Genomic DNA, 20,456 nt, shown 5'->3' on the forward strand with positions numbered 1-20,456 from the left:
GCATAGGCAGGGTGTCATCATGACGCGCAAAAACCTTTTTGTCCTTCCATTCGTCCTGGCCCTTTCCGGCTTGGTGGTCGCACCTGCGCAGGCGCAGGGTCGCGACGATCAGGGCGAAGCGCGCAAGGAAATGAAGGCGGGCAATGTCCTGTCGCTGCGCGAGATCGAGCGCCGGGTCCTGCCGCAGATGCGTGGCAGCGAATATCTGGGCCCGGCCTACGATGCGACCGCACGCGCATATCGCCTGAAATTCATCCGTGACGGCCGCGTCTCCTATGTCGACGTTGACGCTCGCACCGGCCGGATCATCAACAGGTCGCGGTAGTCGCTGCGCCGATATTCGCGCCGCATGAAACCTTGTGGTTGCTTGACGCGTTTCCCTCAAAAGCCCAACACGGCCCGCATTCTGGACAAAGGTAACGGGGACACATGCGCATACTGATCGTCGAAGACGAACCCACGCTGGGTAACCAGCTCAAATCGACGCTCGAGCAGAACGGATACGCCGTCGATCTTTCGACCGATGGCGAGGACGGCCACTTTCTCGGTTCGACCGAGGCATACGATGCCGTGATCCTCGACCTCGGCCTGCCGGAAATCGATGGCCTGACTGTCCTGGGCATGTGGCGCAAGGAAGGCCGCACCTTCCCGGTGCTGGTCCTGACCGCGCGTGACAGCTGGTCGGACAAGGTCGCTGGCCTTGACGCGGGTGCCGACGATTATCTCGCCAAGCCTTTCCAGACCGAAGAACTGATCGCGAGATTGCGCGCACTTATCCGTCGTGCATCGGGCAACACCTCGGCTGAACTGACCGCAGGCGATGTTCGACTTGACACCCGGTCGGGCCGTGTCACGCTGAAGGGCGAGCCGGTCAAGCTGACGGCGCAGGAATACAAGCTGCTGAGCTACCTCATGCACCACAAGGGCAAGGTGGTCAGCCGGACCGAACTCATCGAGCATATCTATGACCAGGATTTTGACCGCGATTCGAACACTATCGAAGTGTTCGTGACGCGCATCCGGAAGAAGCTCGGCGCAGATGTAATCACGACGATCCGTGGCCTCGGATACAGCCTCGACGACCCCGCCGACCAGCCGCGAGCCTGACAAGGGAACCCTCCCTGCGGACAGGACCGTAGCTGGCGCAGGTGTCGCTGCGCCTGTTGGCGCGCCGGTCGAGGAATCAGAAACCGTTGTCGAAATTGCGACGCAGGGCAGCATTGCCCGGCGCATGGCGATCATCGCGGCCGGCTGGATCGCGGTGCTGCTGCTGGGTGGGGGCATCGCGCTCGATCGCACGTTGACCAACCTCGTCGAACGCAATTTCGACGACCAGCTCGAATATGTGCTGACCGCCCTGATCGCTTCGGCAGAGATCGGGCCGGAGGGCGAGGTCTTCCTCTACAGCCAGCTCGGCGACCAGCGCTTCTTCGAACCCAACAGCGGTGTTTACTGGCAGATCAGCGGCAAGGGGCAGGAAACTTTCCCCAGCCGCAGCCTGTGGGATCGCACCCTCAAGGTTCAGGGCGACCATTTCGACAGCGAGCCGCATTTCTATGCCTCGGGGCAATTCCCGACCGAGCCGCTGCGCATGGTCGAAAGGACTGTGATCCTTCCCGGCAGCGAGACGCGCTGGACCTTCGCCGTGGCTTCCGCGACCGAGGAGCTCGAAGCGCAGAACTCGCGCATCCGTTCGATCCTGGTGTGGAGTTTTGCGGTCCTCGGTCTCGGCCTGTTCCTGATGACCCTGCTGCAGATCCGCTATGGCCTTTCGCCGCTCAGGCGCGTCCGTGCAGCGATCCAGAACCTCAGGACGACCGGCGCGAACCGGATTACAGAGCCGCTTCCGACCGAAGTCGAACCGCTGGTGGAAGAAATCAATTCGCTGCTGGCGCATACCGAGCAGCAGGCAGAGGAAGCCCGCATGCATGCAGGCAACCTGGCTCATGCGCTCAAGACTCCGCTGACTGTCCTGACCAATGCGGCCACAGCGCGGGCACCCGACCTAGGCAATGCCGTGATCCGCGAAACGCGCACAATGCAGCGGCATGTCGATCACCATCTCGCGCGGGCGAGGGCGGTAGGTCGCAGGGCCGTGGGTCACGCGCGCGCACGCGTGTTCCAGAGCGCCGAAGCGGTGCGGCGCGCTGTCGAGCGTCTTTACCCTGACAGCCGGATCGACATTGCAGGAAACCGCCTCGTCGAAGTGATGATCGAACGGCAGGACCTCGACGAAATTCTCGGCAATCTGATCGAAAATGCTGCGAAATATGGCGGCGGGACCGTGTTCGTCACAGTCGATGCGGATGACACTTCGGAACAGTGCGTGATCTGGGTCGAAGACGACGGGACGGGCATCCCCGAAGGCGATCGGGAGCGCATTTTCGATCGCGGCGCGCGGCTCGATACCGGCAAGCCTGGCACCGGCCTTGGCCTTGCGATCGTGCGCGATGTCGCGGAAATCTATGGTGGCTCGGTCGAACTCGACGAGAGCGAGGACCTCGGTGGCCTGCTGGTGAAGCTTTCCCTACCGCGGGTTGCCTAGTTGGCTGGGGCGGCCCCGCAATTGTCCTGGATGAAATAGCCGCGTTCATCGCGCTTGTACTCCATCAGCGGCTTGATCGGGAAACAGACGCCTTCAGCCTCCAACTTCGCGATCAACATGGCATGGGCTGCCTTGTCGCCTCGTGCACCGCCAGATCGAAACGAATCTGCCGCAGCGGCAAGCGAGACAAAATCTCCGTCGAACTCTTCCCAGTTTTCGAGGATCAGGTCCCACTTTGCGTGGGTCGTAAACCGTCGCCACATAGATTTGTTGAACTCCGCATGGTTCAGAGACGCCCCTGCAGCGCGGAGCATTTCGTATCCCGCGAGGTTCCAGTTGTCCCAGTCGGTCGTGCCTGCATTCCATGCCGCTTCCACTGCAGTTTGCCTGCGGCCTGAGGTGTTTGGATCCGCTCCGCGATCCAGCAACTGGCTAAGAAACCATGTGTCGCTCTCTTCAGCTGCGCGAACGATCGCCGGGTCTTCGAACTGGCCGGGCACGGAAATGTCGAACCCGGCATCGAGAATGGCAGTGTACGCGCCCTTATCCTTGCAGGCGAGGGCCCAGTCGAGAAGCGAAACACCATGCTTCCCGCGCTGGCTAAGGTCGGCGCCGTTCAGATCGGGAGGGCCGCCAGCGGCGCATATCCGGGCAGCGAAGGGGGCTAGGTCCGTGCCCTCGAATGCCTGTTCGTAGTCCATGTCCCGCCAGCGAAAACGGCTTTCACGCTCAAGGAATTCCGGTGGCGCCTCGCCAGAAGCCTCCGGTATCCCCATCTCGTCAAGCAGCGCCTGGCAATCTGCGGCGAGCCCACCTGCGAAAGCTTGCATGAGATCGGCAGGGTCTGCCTTGTCGAATTGCGCGTCAGCCCGGACAGGCGCCATGCTCATCATTCCGATCGCCTGCATCGCCTCCTTCTCGTAGCCTTTCAGCTTGAGCGGCGGCATCGAATCCCGCACGTCGCGCATGGCGGGCGAAACGCGTGAAGTCAGCTTCCAGGCATTGCGCAGCCGCTCCGTCCGAGTGCTGCCGTTTGCGGCCGTGGCGGCCATCTTCACCTGGAATTGTGCCACCTGATCGCACAGGACGATGCGCTGGTCGCGGTCCATGTCGAGCGTCATCATGCCGAACATGCCGCGTTCCTTCATTGCGGCTTCCATCCGGCGTTCATGCGCGTCGAGTTCGCGGCGCTCCTTCTCGGACAACGGCTTGGGCGGGGCGATCCTGATCGAGGGCGCAGCCCTATTGGTTTCCTGCGCGGCCAGAGGCCCTGCAGCCAAAGAAGCTACAGCGAGTGCGACCCAGTATCGCCGCATCAATCTTGCGCGGCTCCCCGCGCTTTCTCGTGGTGGCGGATCACCTCATCGATGATGAAGCGCAGGAATTTTTCGCTGAATTCGGGATCAAGGTCGGCATCTTCGGACAGTTGGCGCAGCCTTTCGATCTGCCGTTTTTCCCGGTCGGGATCGGCCGGGGGGAGGGTGACCTTCGCCTTGTATGCGCCCACCGCCTGGGTAATGCGGAAACGCTCTGCCAGCATGTGGATCAGTGCGGCGTCGATGTTGTCTATGCTCTTGCGAAAACCGGCAAGGACCGGATCGCTTCCGGTCTGGTTTTCGGCGGTTGCATGCGGCGAATAGGGCGTTTCACTGGACATAGGACAGCTACGCTAGCAGCAAATCCGCGCTTGCCAAGCAAGCTCCTCTTGGCCATGGCGCAGGCCATGACCGCCGAGGTAGTTCCTCTCCCGCGCAAGCGTCCTACGCTCGATCCGATGCTCTCGCTGACGGCGAATGGCATGAATTCGGTGAACGCCGTCATTCTCGACCGGATGCAGAGCGAAATTCCGCTTATCCCGCGACTTGCAGGGCACCTGATCAGCGGCGGTGGCAAGCGCCTGAGGCCGATGCTGACGCTCGCCGGCGCGGAGCTTGTCGGATACCAGGGGACCCGCCATCACAAGCTGGCCGCTGCGGTGGAGTTCATCCACACCGCAACGCTGCTTCACGATGACGTCGTCGACGGCAGCGAATTGCGCCGAGGCAAGGCAGCAGCGAACATCATCTTCGGCAATCCTGCGACCGTTCTGGTCGGCGATTTCCTGTTCAGCCGCGCCTTCGAACTGATGACCGAGGACGGCAGCCTGCGTGTTCTCAAGATACTCAGCCACGCCAGCGCCGTGATCGCCGAAGGCGAGGTCTCGCAGTTGACTGCCCAGCGGCAGATCGAAACCAGCGAGGAACGCTATCTCCAGATCATTGGCGCGAAAACCGCAGCCCTCTTTGCTGCTGCCAGCCAGATCAGTGCGGTCGTGGCCGAGTGCGGTGACGAACAGGAACGCGCTCTGGAAGACTACGGCCGTAATCTGGGCGTCGCCTTCCAGCTGGTCGATGATGCGATCGACTACGATTCCGATGCTGCCGAAATGGGCAAGGATCGCGGCGACGATTTCCGCGAAGGCAAGATGACGCTTCCGGTCATCCTCGCCTATGCGCGTGGCAGCGAGGACGAACGCCGGTTCTGGAAAGACGCGATCATGGGCCATCGTTCTTCGGACGCCGATCTGGAACATGCGATCGAATTGATCGGGCGCCACAACGCGCTCGACGACACGCGCGAACGTGCGCGTCATTTCGCCCAGCGCGCGATCGATGCGATTTCGATCTTCCCGGATTCGAAGGCGCGCCAGGCGATGGCCGAAGCGGCGCAGTTCGCGGTCGCTCGCGGATACTGACGGAAGTTTCCGCTCCCATACCTTGAATTCTAAAAGCTGACGAATGTCTTGCAGAGCCGAGCGTTCTGCGGATAGTCTTTTTTTGAATGCTGCGGCTCCATTCTCGGTGCGCGCGGCCGATAGGTGGGAGAAATCAATGCAACGTCGTCGTTTGGGCCAATCGGCCATTGTCGTTTCCGATATCTGCATGGGAACGATGACTTTCGGCAGCCAGACCGACGAGGCCGAGGCGTTTCGCGTCCTCGACGCCTGCTTCGATGCAGGAATCGACTTCTACGACACGGCAGAGGGTTACCCCGTGCCGCCCGATGCGAAATGGGTCGGCCGGACGGAAGATATCGTCGGGCGCTGGATGAAGACCAAGCCGCGCGATGCCCTGATCATTGCGACCAAGGTCAGCGGCCCGAGCCATGTATGGTTCCGCAGTCCCAAGCGTTCCGGCATGACCGCGCTCGACCGGCGCAACATTCGCACTGCGGTCGAAGAGAGCCTGACGCGGCTTCAGACCGACTACATCGACCTCTACCAGACCCATTGGCCCGATCACGACACCCCTTACGAAGAAACCATGGAGGTGCTCGACGAGCTGGTTCGCGAGGGCAAGATCCGCATCTCGGGTTGCTCGAATGAAACGAGCTGGGGCCTGATGAAATCGATCGCCGCCTCGGAAAAGCTGGGTGCAGCGCGTTACCAGACGATCCAGAACAATTTCAGCATGAATAACCGCCGGTTCGAAGACGAACTGGCGCAGGTCTGCCGCAAGGAAGGGGTCAGCCTGATCCCCTATTCGCCGATCGCGGGCGGCGTCCTGTCTGGCAAGTACAACAATGGCGGGCGTCCGGAAGGTGCCCGTTTCACCCGCTATCTCGGCATGGAAGGCCGGCAGGCGGCGATGGGACGCCGTTTCGTAAACGAGAAATCGCTCGAATCGACCGAGCGGTTCGCCGGGATCGCCAAGGAAGCAGGGCTCGATCCGGTAACAATGGCCGTTGCCTGGTCGAAGCAGCACGACTTCGTCGCATCAACTATTGTCGGCGTTTCCAGCTTCGACCAGCTCGACCCGATCCTGGCAGCTGCCGACCTCGAACTCGATGCCGATACGATGAAGGCGATCCACAAGGTCACCAAAGATATCCCTTACCCCATGGGATGAGATCGTTCATGGGCGATGCCATGACCGCATTGCCCATCGAAGCCGTGTTGCCGGATATTCGCGCCGCGATGGCCGGCGATGGTGCTGCCGTTCTGGTCGCGCCTCCCGGTGCTGGCAAGACGACCGCGGTAGCACCGGCTCTGCTCGATGCAGACTGGTGCAAGGGCCAGATCATCATCACTTCGCCAAGAAGGGTTGCAGCCCGTGCTGCGGCCGAGCGGATGGCCGAAATGCTGGGCGAAAAGCCTGGCGAGACGATCGGCTACCTGACCCGCCTCGACAGCAAGCAGTCTGCGAAAACCCGCGTGCTGGTGGTGACCGAGGCGATCTTCGTCAACCGCATCATCGACGATCCTGAACTGGCCGGCGTTTCGGCGGTGTTGTTCGACGAGGCGCACGAACGGCACCTCGACAGCGACCTTGGCCTTGCGCTTGCACTGGAGAGCCGTGCTGTCCTGAGAGATGACCTGCGGGTGCTTGTCATGAGCGCGACCATCGACGGCGCTCGCTTCGCGGGGCTATTGGGCGAAGGTGCCCGCGTTATCGAGAGCGAGGGCCGGTCCCATCCGCTCGAAATCAGGTGGCTGGGAACATCTCCCGATGCGCGCGTCGAGGATGCGGTTGCAGGGGCGGTGATGCATGCCTGGCGCGAGACGGATGGCGATATCCTCGCCTTTATTCCAGGTGTCGGCGAAATCGAGCGAACGCGGGAGCGACTGGAAGAGCGACTTCCCGATACGCCGGTCCTGCCGCTTCACGGGCAGGTCGAACCTGCTGGCCAGCGCGCAGCGATCCGCCGCGATCCGCAAGGGCGCAGGCGGATCGTTCTGGCAACGGCCATCGCCGAAACCTCGCTGACACTCGACGGCGTTTCCGTGGTGGTCGATAGCGGCCTTTCGCGCATGGCCGAATACGACAAGGCGGCAGGTACGAACCATCTCGTCACGAGACGTGCGAGCCAGGCGGCTTCGGCTCAAAGGGCAGGGCGTGCCGCAAGGCAGGGCCCGGGCATCGCATACCGATTGTGGGAACAGCACGGCCATGCTGGCCGGCCCGAATTCTCGCCGCCAGAGATCGAGACGGCGGATCTGACACCGCTCGTACTCTCGCTCGCAAAATGGGGCACGACCGAGCCCGCTTCGCTGCCCTGGATAGACACGCCGCCAGAAGCATCGGTGGAGGCCGCACGCCATGCTCTGCGAGCCTTGGGCGCACTCGATGAAGAGGGGCGGATCACGCCCTGGGGCAGCCAGATTGCGACCCTGCCGATGGACCCGGTGTCGGGTGCGGCGGTGCTGTTCGGTGCCGAGATCGATCAGGCTTTTGATGCGGCCAAACTGGTGCTGCTGACGCAGGAACGTGGACTCGGAGGGCGCGGGGAAGACCTGCTGCATCGGCTCGACCGCTGGAATAGCGACAGGAGCGCCCGGGCAGAGGCTTCGCGCAAGCTAGCTTCGCGGTGGGCCAAGGCGGCAGAACGCCTGGTTTCGGGCGCGAGTGAAAATCCGATCAATCCAGCTGTCCATCTTGCCTTTGCGCGACCCGACTTCATCGCGAAGCGCCGCGATGCGAGCGGCGAGCAATGGCTTGCAGCAGGCGGGCGCGGATTCCAGCTTGACCCGGCATCGTCGCTGGCGCGGGCGGAATGGATTATCATCGGGGATGCGCAAGGGCAGGCGAAGGGCGCGCGGATCACTGCAGCCGCTGAGCTAACGGTGCAGGAAATCGAGCAGCATCTTCATTACCTGATCGAAAAGCGATCGGTGATCCGTTGGAACGAAAGCGAGAAGAGGGTCGAAGCGCGGCTGGAAAAGCGGCTTGGATCGATCACGATATCGAGCGGTCCCGACCCGGAACCCGATCCGCAAGCGCTTGTGGAGAAGCTGGTGGAAAAGGCGGTGGACAAGCTGGGGGAACTGCTTCCGCCTGACTTGTTGGCCCGTGCCCGGTTTGCCGGTGTCGATGGGCTGACCATCGAAGCTCTCGCATTGTCGGCCGACCTGTGGTTGCGGCCCTTGCTCGCCGGAAGGCGCGATCTGGGTGTAGCGAAAGGGGCGCTCGTCGATGCGGCCCTCGGCGTGCTGGACTGGAACGAGAGGCAGCGGCTGGACAAGGATGCGCCCCGTCATTTCACGTCACCGGCCGGGACGACCCACGCCATCGACTATACCGGCGACGATGCCCCCTCGACCGAAGTTCGCGTGCAGGCGCTGTTCGGGCTCGATCATCATCCGATGATCGGCGAAACGCCCTTGCTGCTGAAACTCACCAGCCCTGCAGGACGGCCAATCCAGTCGACCCGTGACCTGCCCAATTTCTGGAGGGGAAGCTGGGACGATGTGCGCAAGGACATGAAGGGGCGTTACCCCAAGCATCGCTGGCCCGAGGAACCCTGGACCGAAAAGCCGAGTTTGAAGACCAAGAACGCCTTTTCAAAGAGCGAGGGCTGAATTACAGGGCCGGACATGAGTGCGAGAATCTATCAGCGCCCCAAGAGCGCCATGCAATCGGGCAAGGCCCGCACCGACGAGTGGGTGCTCGAATTCGAACAGTCCGAAGCGCGCCGCGCCGACCCCCTGATGGGATGGACCGGCAGCGGTGACACGCAGTCGCAAGTGCAGCTGACATTCCCGAGCAAGGAAGCCGCGAAGGAATATGCCGAACGTTACGGCATTGTCGCGCGCGTTCACGCCACGCCGCCCAAGACGCTGAAGCTGCAGGCCTACGCCGACAATTTCCGCTAAGGCCTGCTGCGCAATTGCGCAGTTGAAATTACGATAAATCGCCGCCATATGGCCGCCCGGGAGTCGGTCGGACGTTTGCGTTCGCTCACCGGGTCAGGTCCGGAAGGAAGCAGCCCAGGTGGATTGCGACGGGTCGGCCGGCTCCTTTGATTTTCCAAGAAGCTCAAATTTTCGCCGTGGCCTTCATCCGGTCGCGCGCTTCGTTGCGCGAACCGGTCGCCGGGACGAGCCCGCGCACCTTGCCAAGGCCCCAGTCGGGCATGTTGCCATAGATCGTTTCGTATCCACCGGCCGGCACCATGTAGGTCTCGTGGAAGATGCCGACCGTACCATCGCTGCCGATCGCCTTGTTAAAGGCCAGCCATGCCGGCCAATGTTTCTGTTCACGGTCGCGCGCGTAGCTTTCGAGACTGTCGAAATCGCGCCAGTACTGAATCAGCAGCACGGTTCGCATTCCCTGCCGAAGCGTCTCTGCGCCCAGGAATCCGCTGTCCGGCTGGGCGGCGAGTTCCTCGATCATGGGGCGCATGGCTTTTGCGACAGGTAGCCATTTGCCGAACTTGAGGAAATTGTTGATCCGCATGCCGATCACGAACACGACCACCGGGCCCTGGTATCCCGCGGCGAAACGTCCCGCATTGACCGACATCGAACTCCCCCACCTTTGCGAGCCTAAGCGGAGGATAGTGGCTAATCAGGGCTTCGACAAACGGGCACTTAGCGCCTACCTAATCAGACATGGGTGATTCACCGGACAATGCCGACGTTCCTCCGTGGGAGGACGGCGAAGAACAGGCCAAGCCGACTGTCGAGGAACTCGAGGCAGCGGGGCAATCCGCCATGTTCGGCGATCCCGAACCTTCGCCCGTTCCTGCACCGGTAACGGATCAGCCTGCCATCTCCCCTGCAACGGCGAAGCCTGCAACGTCGCCGCCTGCCGGCACGACCAATCAGCCCTATCGCGTTCTTGCGCGCAAATACCGCCCGCAGACGTTCAGCGAGCTGATCGGGCAGGATGCGATGGTTCGCACTCTTGCCAATGCAATCGAACGCGACCGACTGGCGCATGCCTTCCTGATGACCGGCGTGCGCGGTGTCGGCAAGACATCGACCGCGCGCCTTATCGCCAAGGCCCTGAACTGCATCGGACCTGACGGCCAAGGCGGGCCGACGATCGACCCGTGTGGCGTTTGCGAGCCATGCACGGCCATTGCCGAAGGGCGCCATATCGACGTGATCGAGATGGACGCGGCAAGCCATACAGGCGTCGATGACGTGCGCGAGATTATCGAGGCAGTGCGCTATGCGGCCGTCTCGGCGCGCTACAAGATCTACATCATCGACGAAGTCCACATGCTGTCGCGCAACGCCTTCAATGCGCTGCTCAAGACGCTCGAGGAACCGCCGGCGCATGTGAAGTTCCTGTTCGCGACGACCGAGGTCGAAAAGCTGCCTGTTACGGTTCTCAGCCGTACCCAGCGTTTCGACCTGCGGCGCATTCCCGCCGAACTTCTGCAGCAACACTTTGCCAACGTCTGCGAGAAAGAAGGCGTCGAGGCGGAAGCAGAGGCGCTCAACATCGTTGCCAATGCTGCCGAGGGATCGGTGCGCGACGGGCTTTCGATCCTCGACCAGGCAATCGCCCATGCCGACCTCGACGAAGAGGGCAAGGTGAAGGCATCGCGTGTGCGCGACATGCTGGGCCTAGCCGACAAGAGCGCCCAGCGCCGCCTGCTCCAGTTGCTGCTGGACGGCGAAGCGAAGGAAATGCTGGCGGCGGTCGCGGACCAATATGCGCTTGGCGTCGAACCGCTTGCCCTGATGCGTTCGCTGATGGACCTGATCCACCGCGTGACGTTGGCGCAGGTTTCCGGTGCCGAAGCCGATGCCCCGACAGCCGAAGAACGCGAGGCATTGGGCGCATTCGCTTCACGCCTCACGCCTGGCCAGCTCCACCGCCTGTGGCAATTGCTGCTGAAAGGGCATGAAGAAGTCAGGCAGGCCCCCGATCCGCTTGTCTCCGCGCAGATGGCCTTGCTGCGTATCCTGCATGCTGCCGATCTGCCCGATCCCGGCAAGCTGGCGAAGAAGATCGAGGAACTGGCTGAGCGCGGGCCTGTCGCTGCGGCAGCGCCGTCGTCGGATTCTAGCTCCTCAACTGCGCCAGCCGCGAGCGCGTCGGTCGATTGGGCACAACTCGTGCAGCGGATCGACAACGACGGACAGCTGCGCGTCGCCCAGATGATGCGCGACTGGGTGCGGGTAATCGAAATTGCCGACGGACGGCTCGTCTATGCCGTGCCTGAAGGCATTTCGGAGGATATCGGTCCGGAAATTCGCGATGCCCTGTTCAAGCTGACCGGCATGCGGTGGCAGGTTGAACTTGGAAACGACGCCGGAACGCCCACATTGAGGGAGCAGGAGGAGGCGGAGAAATCGGCTGCCGATGCCGCGCTCCGCGAAGAACCTCTGGTGAAGGCAACGCTGGAAGCGTTTCCCGATGCCGAGATACTCGATGACAAGGCTGTCGTTGCCCAGGCGGGCGGCAGGAAATGGAACAGGTAGAACGATGCAATCGATGGAAGAAATGATCCAGGCAGCCCAGAAGGCCGCCGAAACGATCCAGACGCAAATGAACGAGATGCAGGCCAAGCTGGACGGCATCGAAGTCCAGGGCCAGTCGGGCGGCGGTCTGGTCAAGGTTCATGCCACGGCCAAGGGACGCATTCTTCGCGTCGAGATCGACGAAAGCCTGATGAAGCCCGAAGAAAAGCAGATGGTCGAAGACCTCGTCACTGCCGCGTTCAACGACGCGCGTGACAAGGCAGACCGGGTCTCGGGCGAAGAAATGAAGAAAATGCAAGGCGGTATGGGTCTGCCCCCGGGATTCAACCTTCCCGGCATGGGATAGTTCGAATTGCAAAGTGCGCGCTGCAATCGGCGCAATTTGCGAATCCGAAACTTCATAAAATTTGTCGTATAGATGCAATAACTAATTGGCGGACTGAGTTAGTCTTCCCCTTCGCAACACCGATATGGCGGGGGCATGGGGAAGGCAGCCGACAACATTGGTCCGGCTTATGTGATCAAGGCAGCAGACCTGCCTGCGATCAATTATCTGCCAATTGACCATCCGCGACCCTGCGAGGTCGAATGGATCAATCGCGGCACCAACCAGCGTATGCGACCGACCACGACGCAGATGCTAATGCGCACCCTGTTCCAGAAAGTCGAAACCCCCAGCGTCCAGCGCCTGCACGACAGCGCCGGATTGCGCATCGTCTTTCGTTCTGAGCGCGAACGCGAAATGTTCGCCGCAGCCTTTGACAAGGCGGTCAATATCGAGAGCGAGACGCGCTCCCACGTCGTCACCGCAGTGTTCGACAGCCGCGAACGGGCCGATGCAGCGGTAGAGCGGTTGCGGGCAGAGGGGATTCCGCCCGAGGCTGTCTCCATGCTGTTCCGCGCGAGCCAGTTCATGGATACGGAAACGCGCTGGCCTGAAGGGCACTCCACGGTGAGCATCGCAGGTGCGGTGGCCGGCAGTGGTATCGCCGGTGCCGTTCTGGGCGTTGCCGTGCTCGCCGTGCCGGGAGTCGGGCCGATCGCGGCGGCAGGGGCCATCGCCTCTTCCGCCATTACGTCGGTCGCATCCATCTCGGGCATCATAGGTGCGACAGGAGGCGCCATTGCCAAGATGCTCACCGACCACGATGTGGATGGGGTTTCTGCCGGGTTTTACGACCAGCAGATCCAGCGCGGGAAGACGTTCCTTTCAGTCGATACCGACCTAGCCGGCGGCTTCGAAGAGACCGCGCGAAGCATTTTGCAGGACGCCGGCGGAAAGACGCCCGAGAGCGACTGAAACGACCCTGAGGGGCCTCGGGAGTTGTCGACGCGGCGCCATCCACAATTAACATCGATGCGGCATTGCGAGGCCGGTGGCGGCTACCCATATTCGGATCAAACGCAGGCCCAAATGGCCGCGACGGAAAATCTATGACTGCACAATATCCCCTTCTTCCCCTGCGCGACATCGTCGTCTTTCCCGGCATGGTCGTCCCGCTGTTCGTCGGCCGCGACAAATCGGTCGCTGCGCTCGAAGCTGCGATGGAAGCTAGCAAGGACATTTTCCTGCTGGCGCAGCTCGATCCGGGCTGCGACGATCCCGAGCGTGACGATCTCTATGACGTCGGCGTGATCGCGCAGGTCCTCCAGATGCTGAAGCTGCCCGATGGTACGGTTCGCGTGCTCGTCGAAGGTAGCGAGCGCGCCCGTATCAAGTCGATCGAACCGCGTGACGGCTATGTCGTCGCCGGAGTCGAACCCGAACCGGCCGAAACTGTCGGTGGCAGCGAAGTTACCGCGCTCATGCGGCAGGTGGTCGAACAATTCGGCGAATATGCGAAGCTCAACAAGAAGTTGGGTGAAGATGCCGGTGCCGACCTGAGCGAAGTCGATGATGCCGGAGAACTGTCGGATACGATTGCCGCTGCGATCGGTGCCAAGGTTGCCGACAAGCAGGCGCTGCTGACCGAGCCGAACCCGCTGAAGCGTCTCGAGATGGTAATGTCCTTCATGGAAGGCGAACTTTCGGTGCTGCAGGTGGAGCGCAAGATCCGTGGCCGCGTGAAGCGCCAGATGGAAAAGACCCAGCGCGAATATTACCTCAACGAACAGTTGAAGGCGATCCAGAGCGAGCTGGGTGGCGGCGACGGCGAGGATGGCGACGAACTGGCCGAATTGCAGGCCAAGATCGACACCATGAAGCTGTCGAAGGAAGCCAAGGCCAAGGCGGAAAGCGAGCTCAAGAAGCTCAAGAGCATGCAGCCGATGAGTGCCGAGGCGACCGTCATCCGCAACTATCTCGATGTGCTGCTCGGCCTGCCTTGGGGCAAGAAGAGCCGCCTGAAGCGGGACATCGGCAAGGCGCAGGAGATCCTCGATGCGGATCACTACGCGCTGGAGAAGGTCAAGGACCGCATTATCGAATATCTCGCCGTCCAGGCGCGCACCAACAAGCTGAAGGGGCCGATCCTGTGCCTCGTCGGCCCTCCCGGTGTGGGCAAGACCAGCCTCGGCAAGTCGATCGCGAAGGCGACCGGCCGCGAATTCGTGCGTCAGTCGCTTGGCGGCGTTCGTGACGAGGCCGAGATCCGTGGTCACCGCCGCACATACATCGGCTCGCTGCCGGGCAAGATCGTTTCCAACCTGAAGAAGGCCGGGACTTCGAACCCGCTGTTCCTGCTCGACGAGATCGACAAGCTGGGACAGGACTTCCGCGGCGATCCCGCGTCGGCCCTGCTCGAGGTGCTCGACCCCGAACAGAACAGCAAGTTCCAGGATCACTATCTGGAACTCGACCTCGATCTTTCGGACATCATGTTCGTCACCACGGCGAACAGCCTGAACCTGCCGCAGCCGCTGCTCGACCGTATGGAGATCATCCGGCTGGAAGGTTACACCGAGGACGAAAAGGTCGAGATCGCCCAGCGCCACCTGATCCAGAAGCAGATCGACGCTCATGGCCTCAAGAAGGGTGAGTTCGAGCTGACCGAGGACGGGCTGCGCGACCTGATCAGGTATTACACCCGCGAAGCCGGCGTTCGTACGCTGGAGCGTGAAATTGCGCGGCTGGCGCGCAAGTCGCTGCGCCAGATCCTCGAGAAGAAGACCGACAGCGTCACCATCACGCCTGAAAACCTTTCCGACTTTGCCGGTGTGCGCAAGTTCAAGCACGGCGTCTCCGAAGAAGAACCGCAGGTCGGCGCGGTGACCGGTCTCGCATGGACCGAAGTGGGCGGCGAACTGCTGACCATCGAAAGCGTCACGACGCCGGGCAAGGGCGAAATCAAGTCGACCGGCAAGCTGGGCGACGTGATGAGCGAGAGCATCGCGGCCGCCTTCAGCTTCGTGAAGGCGCGGGCGCCTGCCTATGGCATCAAGCCGTCGATCTTCCAGCGCAAGAACATCCACATCCATCTTCCCGAAGGTGCGGTGCCGAAGGATGGACCGAGCGCGGGTATCGGCATGGTCACATCCATCGTGTCGGCGCTGACCGGCGTTGCGGTGCGGCCCGACGTGGCCATGACGGGCGAGGTCACTCTACGCGGCCGTGTGCTGCCGATCGGTGGCCTGAAGGAAAAGCTGCTGGCGGCCCTTCGTGGCGGCATCAAGGTGGTCATGATCCCGGAAGACAATGTGAAGGATCTCGCGGAAATTCCCGAGAACGTGAAGCAGGGTCTCAAGATCATTCCGGTCAGCCATGTCGACCAGGTCCTGGAAAATGCGCTGACCGCAATTCCGGCACCGATCGAGTGGACCGAGGCCGACGACCTGGCCAGCCAGCCGGTTGGCCAAGCCCCTGCCGGTGACGCATCTCAAACGGCGCATTGATTTTATTTTGAAATGTTGCGCTGCAGCGACTCGGAGGCCGGTCTATTCGGCCTCCGGGACGCTTGTCACTCAAATGAATGACAAGAACGCGAACGGTTCGTCGCAAAACGACAAGAACTACTCTTAATTGGCGTTTTTGCGGCAGATTTGCCTTTGACACCCTGCGGAAAAACGGCTCATTTGCGGTCTTTCGCGCTGCCGCTCCGGGCAAGCCGATTTCAAATTCAAAGAGGGGGTTTTTATACGATGAACAAGAACGATCTGATCAGCGCGGTTGCCGATTCCAGCGGTCTTTCGAAGAGCGATGCTTCGAGTGCGGTCGAAGGCGTTTTCGACGCCATTACCAAATCGCTGTCGAACGGTGACGAAGTGCGACTGGTCGGCTTCGGTACGTTCTCTGTGGCCAAGCGCAAGGCTTCGACCGGACGCAATCCGCGCACCGGCGAACCGATGACGATCAAGGCATCGAACCAGCCCAAGTTCAAGGCTGGCAAGGGCCTGAAGGACGCCGTCAACTAAGACTGCGCTGGCTGCGCGGGAAACACCGCGCTACCTGATAAAGAAGAACCCCGCCGGTCAGACCGACGGGGTTTTTCTTTGGCCGATAGCCCGGAGAAACCGGGCGTTGGCTGTCAGTCCGACAGGTCGATCAGCGCGGTCGGTGCAGCCTCTGTGCGCGGCGAAACAGCCCAGGTCAGGACCTGCTGACCCGCGGCATTCCGCGACGGCCCCTCATCCGTGTTGTTCGCCAGGATCGCACCGTCGGTGATGACGGTGAAGGTTCCTTCGGGCAGGACCATGTTCGGCGATCCTTCCCCTTCCGAAGACTTCAGCTGGGCGAGGCCCATCGCGCCGCTCATCATGCCCTGCATGGGATTGCCGGCGCCCTGGGCAGCGAAACCGTCTGCATCGATACGCACCTTGCCGTCCTTGCGCAGAATCGCGCTGACGAAGCTGGCCCCCATCGGCATCTTTTCGATCATCGGGAATGCGAAGTCGTGGCTGAGCTGGCCCGACACGTTGAAATCGACTTCGAACAACCCGTCACCCTTGTGGGTGACCTTGTTCCATCCCTTCTGGCGCGAAAGCTTCTCTGCGAACTCTTCTGCTGCCTCCGGGCTCGACGGGTCGATCCCGCCGAGGAACATCTTCATCTGTTCCGCTTCTTTCGCCTTCTTGGCCTTGCGCACGTCGGCGTTGGCATCCCATTCGGCTTTCTGCTCGGCTATTTCGCCTTCAGTGCAGGGACGATCGTTGAAGTCGTCGTCATAGCAATCGCTTGCCGTGAACTCCTCCTCTTCATCCGCGGCCATTTCGGCGAGCTTGGAAAAGGCGAGCATCTGGATTTCACCGGCATAGGAATAGCTGAAGCTGCCATTCTTCATCAGCGAAAGCTGTGAAGTGAACTTGCCCGGCGAAAGCAGGCATCCCGTCAGCAGCAACGGCGCGAAAAGTGCGAGCAGGATCCGCGATTTCATAATTCATCCCCCCTCAGGAATTGCGTGTGGTCACCGCGTACAAGGCAATTGCTGCAGCATTGCTAACGTTGAGGCTCTCCATCACGCTCGAAATTGGCAGCTTGGCCAGTGCGTCGCAATGGACCTCGATGTTGTGGCGCATGCCTTCGCCTTCGGCGCCGAGGACCAGAGCGACAGGTCCGGCGGGCAGGGCTTCGGCAAGCGTTGCCTCGGCGGCACCCGTCAGGCCGATGCGCCAGTATCCGTTCTCTGCCAGTTCATCGAGCGCGCGGGCAAGATTGACGACCCGCACCCAAGGCACGGTTTCGAGCGCGCCCGAAGCGGACTTCGCGAGCACTCCCGATTCGGGCGGAGCATGCCGGTCCTGCGTCACGATGGCTGCGGCGTTGAATGCTGCAGCCGAGCGCATGATAGCGCCCACATTATGCGGATCGGTCACCTGGTCGAGGACGACGATCGGGCGGTCAGCCTCGCCGCCAAGCACCTCGTCGAGGAAAACATCTTCGAGCGGTTCGCATTCCAGCACGAGCCCCTGGTGCGGCGCATCCTTGGCGACAAGGCGCGCCAGGTCCTGGACATCGGCATATTCGACAGGAAAATCGGCCGGCAGTTCGCCGTCGAGCGATTCGATTCCCTCACGGGTCGCCCACAGTTTGCGATGCTGACGGGCAGGGTTCTTTAATGCGGCCTCTACCGCGTGACGTCCCCACAGGCGCGTGTGTCCGGAGGTGCCACGGCCTGAACCGCGCCCACCCTTCATACGTCCTGCACGTCCCCTGAGCGCGCGCTTGCGCTCTGACTTGGCCATTGAATCTCTCGCTTCGTTGATAGGATTTGGCCCTCCTGCCAGTCGCCCCATTGACAGGCAAGCGTCGCTTCGCCAAAGGGGCGCCTCTCGGCAACGGGGTGTCGCTTTTGCGAGCCCCGAATTCCCGACCTTGCTGGTGTGGACAGGTGGCCGAGTGGTTAAAGGCAGCAGACTGTAAATCTGCCCGCGCAAGCGTACGCTGGTTCGAATCCAGCCCTGTCCACCACCCGCAACTCTCACGACGCGAAGCTATCGCTCTTGCCCAGATGGCAAGGCAGGATTAACGAGCCGCGTCATGCAAAAGACTTCCGATGTCATAACGGGCAAGCCCGTTATTTCCGCCACGGGCCTGTTTACGCCTGCCGACAGCATTTCGAACGAAGAGCTCGTCGAAAGCTTCAACCGCTACGTCGAACTCTTCAACAGCCGCAACGCCGAAGCGATCGCCTCTGGTGAGATCGAGGCGCTGCAGCCGAGCTCAGTCGAATTCATCGAGAAGGCGAGCGGTATCAAGGCGCGGCACGTGATGACCAAGCAGCCGGTTCTCGATCCAGAGATCATGGCACCGCGCTGGGAAGAGCGTCCGAACGAAGAGCTTTCGATCCTTGCCGAGATTGGCGTGAAGGCATGCCGCGATGCGCTGGAGCGGGCCGGGCGCGATGTGAAGGACGTCGATGCCGTGCTGTGCGCCGCATCCAACATGCAGCGCCCCTATCCGGCGATGGCGGTGGAGATCCAGGATGCGCTGGGCATCGATGGTTTCGGCTTCGACATGAATGTCGCCTGCTCCTCTGCCACCTTCGGGATACAGACCGCCACGGACTATATCCGGGCAGGAAACGCGAAGAGCGTGCTGGTCGTCAGCCCTGAAATCACCTCGGGCCACCTCAACTGGCGCGACCGCGACAGCCACTTCATCTTCGGTGACGTGGCAACCGCGGTACTGGTCGAGGACGAGGCGGTTGCACCGGCACAGCATTGGGACATCCTCGGCACGAAGCTGAAGACCGTTTTCTCCAACAATATCCGCAACAATTTCGGCTTCCTCAATCGCGCGCATCCGGAAACCGCCGATATGCCGGACAAGCTGTTCGTTCAGGAAGGCCGCAAGGTGTTCAAGGAAGTGGTGCCGATGGTCGCGCAGATGATCATCGATGAGGCCACCCGGCTGGAGATCGATCCGCAAGGTCTGCGGCGTCTATGGCTGCATCAAGCCAACGCGGGGATGAACCGGCTGATCGCGCACCGTGTGCTGGGGCACGAGGCCAACGCGGACGAGAGTCCGACGGTGCTCGATACCTATGGCAATACGTCGAGCGCAGGCTCGATCATCGCATTCCATCTCAACAGCGAGGATTTGCAGGTCGGCGATACCGGCCTGATCTGTAGCTTCGGTGCGGGTTATTCAGCCGGGACGGTATTTGTGCGCAAGGTGGGCTGACGCCGGGCAAAAGCCTGCGCGTCCCACCACTTGATGATCGCCTGCGAAATCTGCCACAGGATCAGCGTCGCCACGACCGACACGAGGCCGTCGACGAAATAGTGATAGGCAAGGTGGACCGAGCCGACCCAGATCACCACGAAGAAGGCAAAGAACAGCTTGCCTGCTGCAGGTGACACGCGGCGGACGGCGAGCCAGAACAGCATCGCCATGGCGACATGCATGCTCGGCATCGCGGTGATGCCGCTGCCGAGACCTCTTTCACCCTCGTGATACCAGCCCAACAGGAGTTCCTGCACGCGAAGGGTCATGATCGGAACCGTTTCGTTCGCCTTGTTGAGATAGGCCATCTGCGCATCGAATGTGTTCATGCCCAGGATCGGGCCGACGAAGCATGGGCCGACGGACGCAAGCATGGTCGCAAGCACGTTGCCGATGACTGTCCAGATAAGGAAGAAACCGAGCAGGTATTCGCGGCGGAAACCGGCTGCTGCCTGGTAGAAGACGAAGAACAGCGTCCCCGCGTAAATCAGCAGCATCCACAGATGATAGGCTACTGCAAGTGCCGCGGTGACGTAGGGATAGCCGAGCACTGGCTGCAGCACTTCCCATGCATCGTAACCGAAGAAGATGAACCGGTCCCACGCGATGAAGGCAGGATCCCAAGAGAAGTCGTTGAACAGCGCGATCATGGACTTCATCTTCGAAAAGAATGGCATGAACACGATGACGAATGCGAAAATGGGCAGGGCGGCCAGAAAGACAGGGCTGCGCAGCCGGCGCATGTAGGTCTCGATCAGGAACATGGTCGGCCGATCGGGCCGGTTCCTGATCAGCAACAGCGCCATGTCGATAACCAGCATTGCAAAACCGGCCGCTGTATAGAGCCGTGCGTTGACCACGGCGAGTTCCAGCCCGACTGCAATTCCATTGTAGAGAAAGATGGCGAGTTCGATGCAGAACAGGGCGAGCGCGATGGCGAGCACCGGTACGTCGTCCCACAACAGGTCCCGGAAAGACCGGTCCAGCATTCGATGATCGCGCGTCATTTCAGCCCCATAATGCATGCCTCGCCGCTGATAGGGAAGTTTGGTTAACCGCATGCTAAAACGCAGCGTCTTGCACGGGCGATTGCGATCAGCGCCTTGTTACTGCCA

19 protein-coding genes, 1 tRNA gene and 1 other RNA gene are annotated in these 20,456 nt (G+C 61.5%); 15 read left to right on the plus strand and 6 right to left on the minus strand.

What is annotated here, in order from left to right; all coding sequences use genetic code 11:
• Window positions 1-19: 19 nt before the first annotated feature.
• The 3 genes from AMC99_RS03215 to AMC99_RS03225 all read left to right on the plus strand — a co-directional run bounded on the left by AMC99_RS03215 (window position 20) and on the right by AMC99_RS03225 (window position 2,545).
• Window positions 20-325, plus strand: coding sequence for a PepSY domain-containing protein (locus AMC99_RS03215; protein WP_061922695.1), 306 nt, complete (start codon window positions 20-22; stop codon window positions 323-325).
• Window positions 326-429: 104 nt separating this feature from the next.
• Window positions 430-1,107 carry a response regulator transcription factor gene (locus AMC99_RS03220; protein ID WP_061922697.1) on the plus strand — a complete coding sequence of 226 codons (678 nt, stop codon included), beginning with the start codon at window positions 430-432 and terminating at the stop codon, window positions 1,105-1,107.
• Window positions 1,108-1,231: 124 nt separating this feature from the next.
• The gene (locus AMC99_RS03225) at window positions 1,232-2,545 is read left to right on the plus strand and encodes a sensor histidine kinase (RefSeq protein ID WP_083440197.1); all 1,314 of its coding nucleotides are present in this window, start codon (window positions 1,232-1,234) and stop codon (window positions 2,543-2,545) included.
• On the opposite strand, the gene AMC99_RS03230 is transcribed toward AMC99_RS03225, so the two are convergent.
• Both AMC99_RS03230 and AMC99_RS03235 read right to left on the minus strand, forming a co-directional pair.
• On the minus strand, window positions 2,542-3,825 hold the full coding sequence (locus tag AMC99_RS03230; RefSeq protein WP_157058242.1) for a hypothetical protein: 1,284 nt from the start codon (window positions 3,823-3,825) through the stop codon (window positions 2,542-2,544). The two genes, AMC99_RS03225 and AMC99_RS03230, sit on opposite strands and share 4 nt — an antisense overlap.
• Window positions 3,826-3,860: 35 nt before the next feature.
• Window positions 3,861-4,202 (minus strand): chorismate mutase, encoded by a 342-nt coding sequence (locus tag AMC99_RS03235; RefSeq protein ID WP_061922703.1) that lies wholly within the window; start codon window positions 4,200-4,202, stop codon window positions 3,861-3,863.
• A 66-nt stretch (window positions 4,203-4,268) separates the two neighbouring features.
• On the opposite strand from AMC99_RS03235, the gene AMC99_RS03240 reads away from it, so the two are divergent.
• The 5 genes from AMC99_RS03240 to ffs all read left to right on the plus strand — a co-directional run bounded on the left by AMC99_RS03240 (window position 4,269) and on the right by ffs (window position 9,327).
• Complete coding sequence (locus AMC99_RS03240) at window positions 4,269-5,279, plus strand: polyprenyl synthetase family protein (RefSeq protein WP_061927653.1); 1,011 nt, start codon at window positions 4,269-4,271, stop codon at window positions 5,277-5,279.
• 136 nt (window positions 5,280-5,415) lie between these two features.
• Entirely contained in the window at window positions 5,416-6,432 is a 1,017-nt protein-coding gene (locus tag AMC99_RS03245; RefSeq protein WP_061922707.1) for an aldo/keto reductase, read from the plus strand.
• An 8-nt stretch (window positions 6,433-6,440) separates the two neighbouring features.
• The gene (hrpB, locus tag AMC99_RS03250; RefSeq protein WP_232301493.1) at window positions 6,441-8,882 is read left to right on the plus strand and encodes an ATP-dependent helicase HrpB; all 2,442 of its coding nucleotides are present in this window, start codon (window positions 6,441-6,443) and stop codon (window positions 8,880-8,882) included.
• A gap of 15 nt (window positions 8,883-8,897) precedes the next feature.
• On the plus strand, window positions 8,898-9,176 hold the full coding sequence (locus tag AMC99_RS03255; RefSeq protein WP_061922710.1) for an ETC complex I subunit: 279 nt from the start codon (window positions 8,898-8,900) through the stop codon (window positions 9,174-9,176).
• 56 nt (window positions 9,177-9,232) lie between these two features.
• An RNA gene (ffs, locus tag AMC99_RS03260) (signal recognition particle sRNA small type) lies at window positions 9,233-9,327 on the plus strand.
• Window positions 9,328-9,339: 12 nt separating this feature from the next.
• Here the strand turns inward: ffs and AMC99_RS03265 are convergent.
• Window positions 9,340-9,825 (minus strand): DUF4188 domain-containing protein, encoded by a 486-nt coding sequence (locus AMC99_RS03265; protein WP_061922713.1) that lies wholly within the window; start codon window positions 9,823-9,825, stop codon window positions 9,340-9,342.
• Between the two features lie 89 nt (window positions 9,826-9,914).
• On the opposite strand from AMC99_RS03265, the gene AMC99_RS03270 reads away from it, so the two are divergent.
• From AMC99_RS03270 to AMC99_RS03290, 5 genes are all read left to right on the plus strand, one after another.
• The gene (locus AMC99_RS03270; RefSeq protein WP_061922715.1) at window positions 9,915-11,741 is read left to right on the plus strand and encodes a DNA polymerase III subunit gamma/tau; all 1,827 of its coding nucleotides are present in this window, start codon (window positions 9,915-9,917) and stop codon (window positions 11,739-11,741) included.
• 4 nt (window positions 11,742-11,745) lie between these two features.
• Window positions 11,746-12,087: a YbaB/EbfC family nucleoid-associated protein gene (locus tag AMC99_RS03275; protein ID WP_061922718.1), complete on the plus strand. Its 342-nt coding sequence runs from the start codon at window positions 11,746-11,748 to the stop codon at window positions 12,085-12,087.
• Between the two features lie 135 nt (window positions 12,088-12,222).
• Window positions 12,223-13,041 (plus strand): hypothetical protein, encoded by an 819-nt coding sequence (locus AMC99_RS03280; RefSeq protein ID WP_061922721.1) that lies wholly within the window; start codon window positions 12,223-12,225, stop codon window positions 13,039-13,041.
• A gap of 134 nt (window positions 13,042-13,175) precedes the next feature.
• Complete coding sequence (gene lon / locus AMC99_RS03285; protein WP_061922724.1) at window positions 13,176-15,572, plus strand: endopeptidase La; 2,397 nt, start codon at window positions 13,176-13,178, stop codon at window positions 15,570-15,572.
• Between the two features lie 246 nt (window positions 15,573-15,818).
• Complete coding sequence (locus tag AMC99_RS03290; protein WP_061922727.1) at window positions 15,819-16,091, plus strand: HU family DNA-binding protein; 273 nt, start codon at window positions 15,819-15,821, stop codon at window positions 16,089-16,091.
• Window positions 16,092-16,204: 113 nt separating this feature from the next.
• Here AMC99_RS03290 and AMC99_RS03295 read toward each other — a convergent pair whose 3' ends face one another.
• Together AMC99_RS03295 and rlmB are read right to left on the minus strand one after the other, a co-directional pair.
• Window positions 16,205-17,050 carry a hypothetical protein gene (locus tag AMC99_RS03295; RefSeq protein WP_061922731.1) on the minus strand — a complete coding sequence of 282 codons (846 nt, stop codon included), beginning with the start codon at window positions 17,048-17,050 and terminating at the stop codon, window positions 16,205-16,207.
• A gap of 13 nt (window positions 17,051-17,063) precedes the next feature.
• Window positions 17,064-17,858 carry a 23S rRNA (guanosine(2251)-2'-O)-methyltransferase RlmB gene (gene rlmB / locus AMC99_RS03300; RefSeq protein ID WP_061922734.1) on the minus strand — a complete coding sequence of 265 codons (795 nt, stop codon included), beginning with the start codon at window positions 17,856-17,858 and terminating at the stop codon, window positions 17,064-17,066.
• Window positions 17,859-17,998: 140 nt separating this feature from the next.
• On the opposite strand from rlmB, the gene AMC99_RS03305 reads away from it, so the two are divergent.
• A tRNA-Tyr gene (locus AMC99_RS03305) sits at window positions 17,999-18,084 on the plus strand.
• A gap of 69 nt (window positions 18,085-18,153) precedes the next feature.
• Window positions 18,154-19,299, plus strand: coding sequence for a beta-ketoacyl-ACP synthase III (locus AMC99_RS03310; protein WP_061922737.1), 1,146 nt, complete (start codon window positions 18,154-18,156; stop codon window positions 19,297-19,299).
• Here the strand turns inward: AMC99_RS03310 and AMC99_RS03315 are convergent.
• A complete protein-coding gene (locus AMC99_RS03315) occupies window positions 19,260-20,348 on the minus strand; it encodes a phosphatase PAP2 family protein (protein WP_198143564.1) in 1,089 nt (362 codons plus the stop codon). The genes AMC99_RS03310 and AMC99_RS03315 overlap by 40 nt on opposite strands.
• Between the last annotated feature and the right edge of the window lie 108 nt (window positions 20,349-20,456).

The sequence above is a fragment of the Altererythrobacter epoxidivorans genome (genome assembly GCF_001281485.1).
In the GTDB taxonomy this organism is placed as follows: Bacteria; Pseudomonadota; Alphaproteobacteria; order Sphingomonadales; family Sphingomonadaceae; genus Erythrobacter; species Erythrobacter epoxidivorans.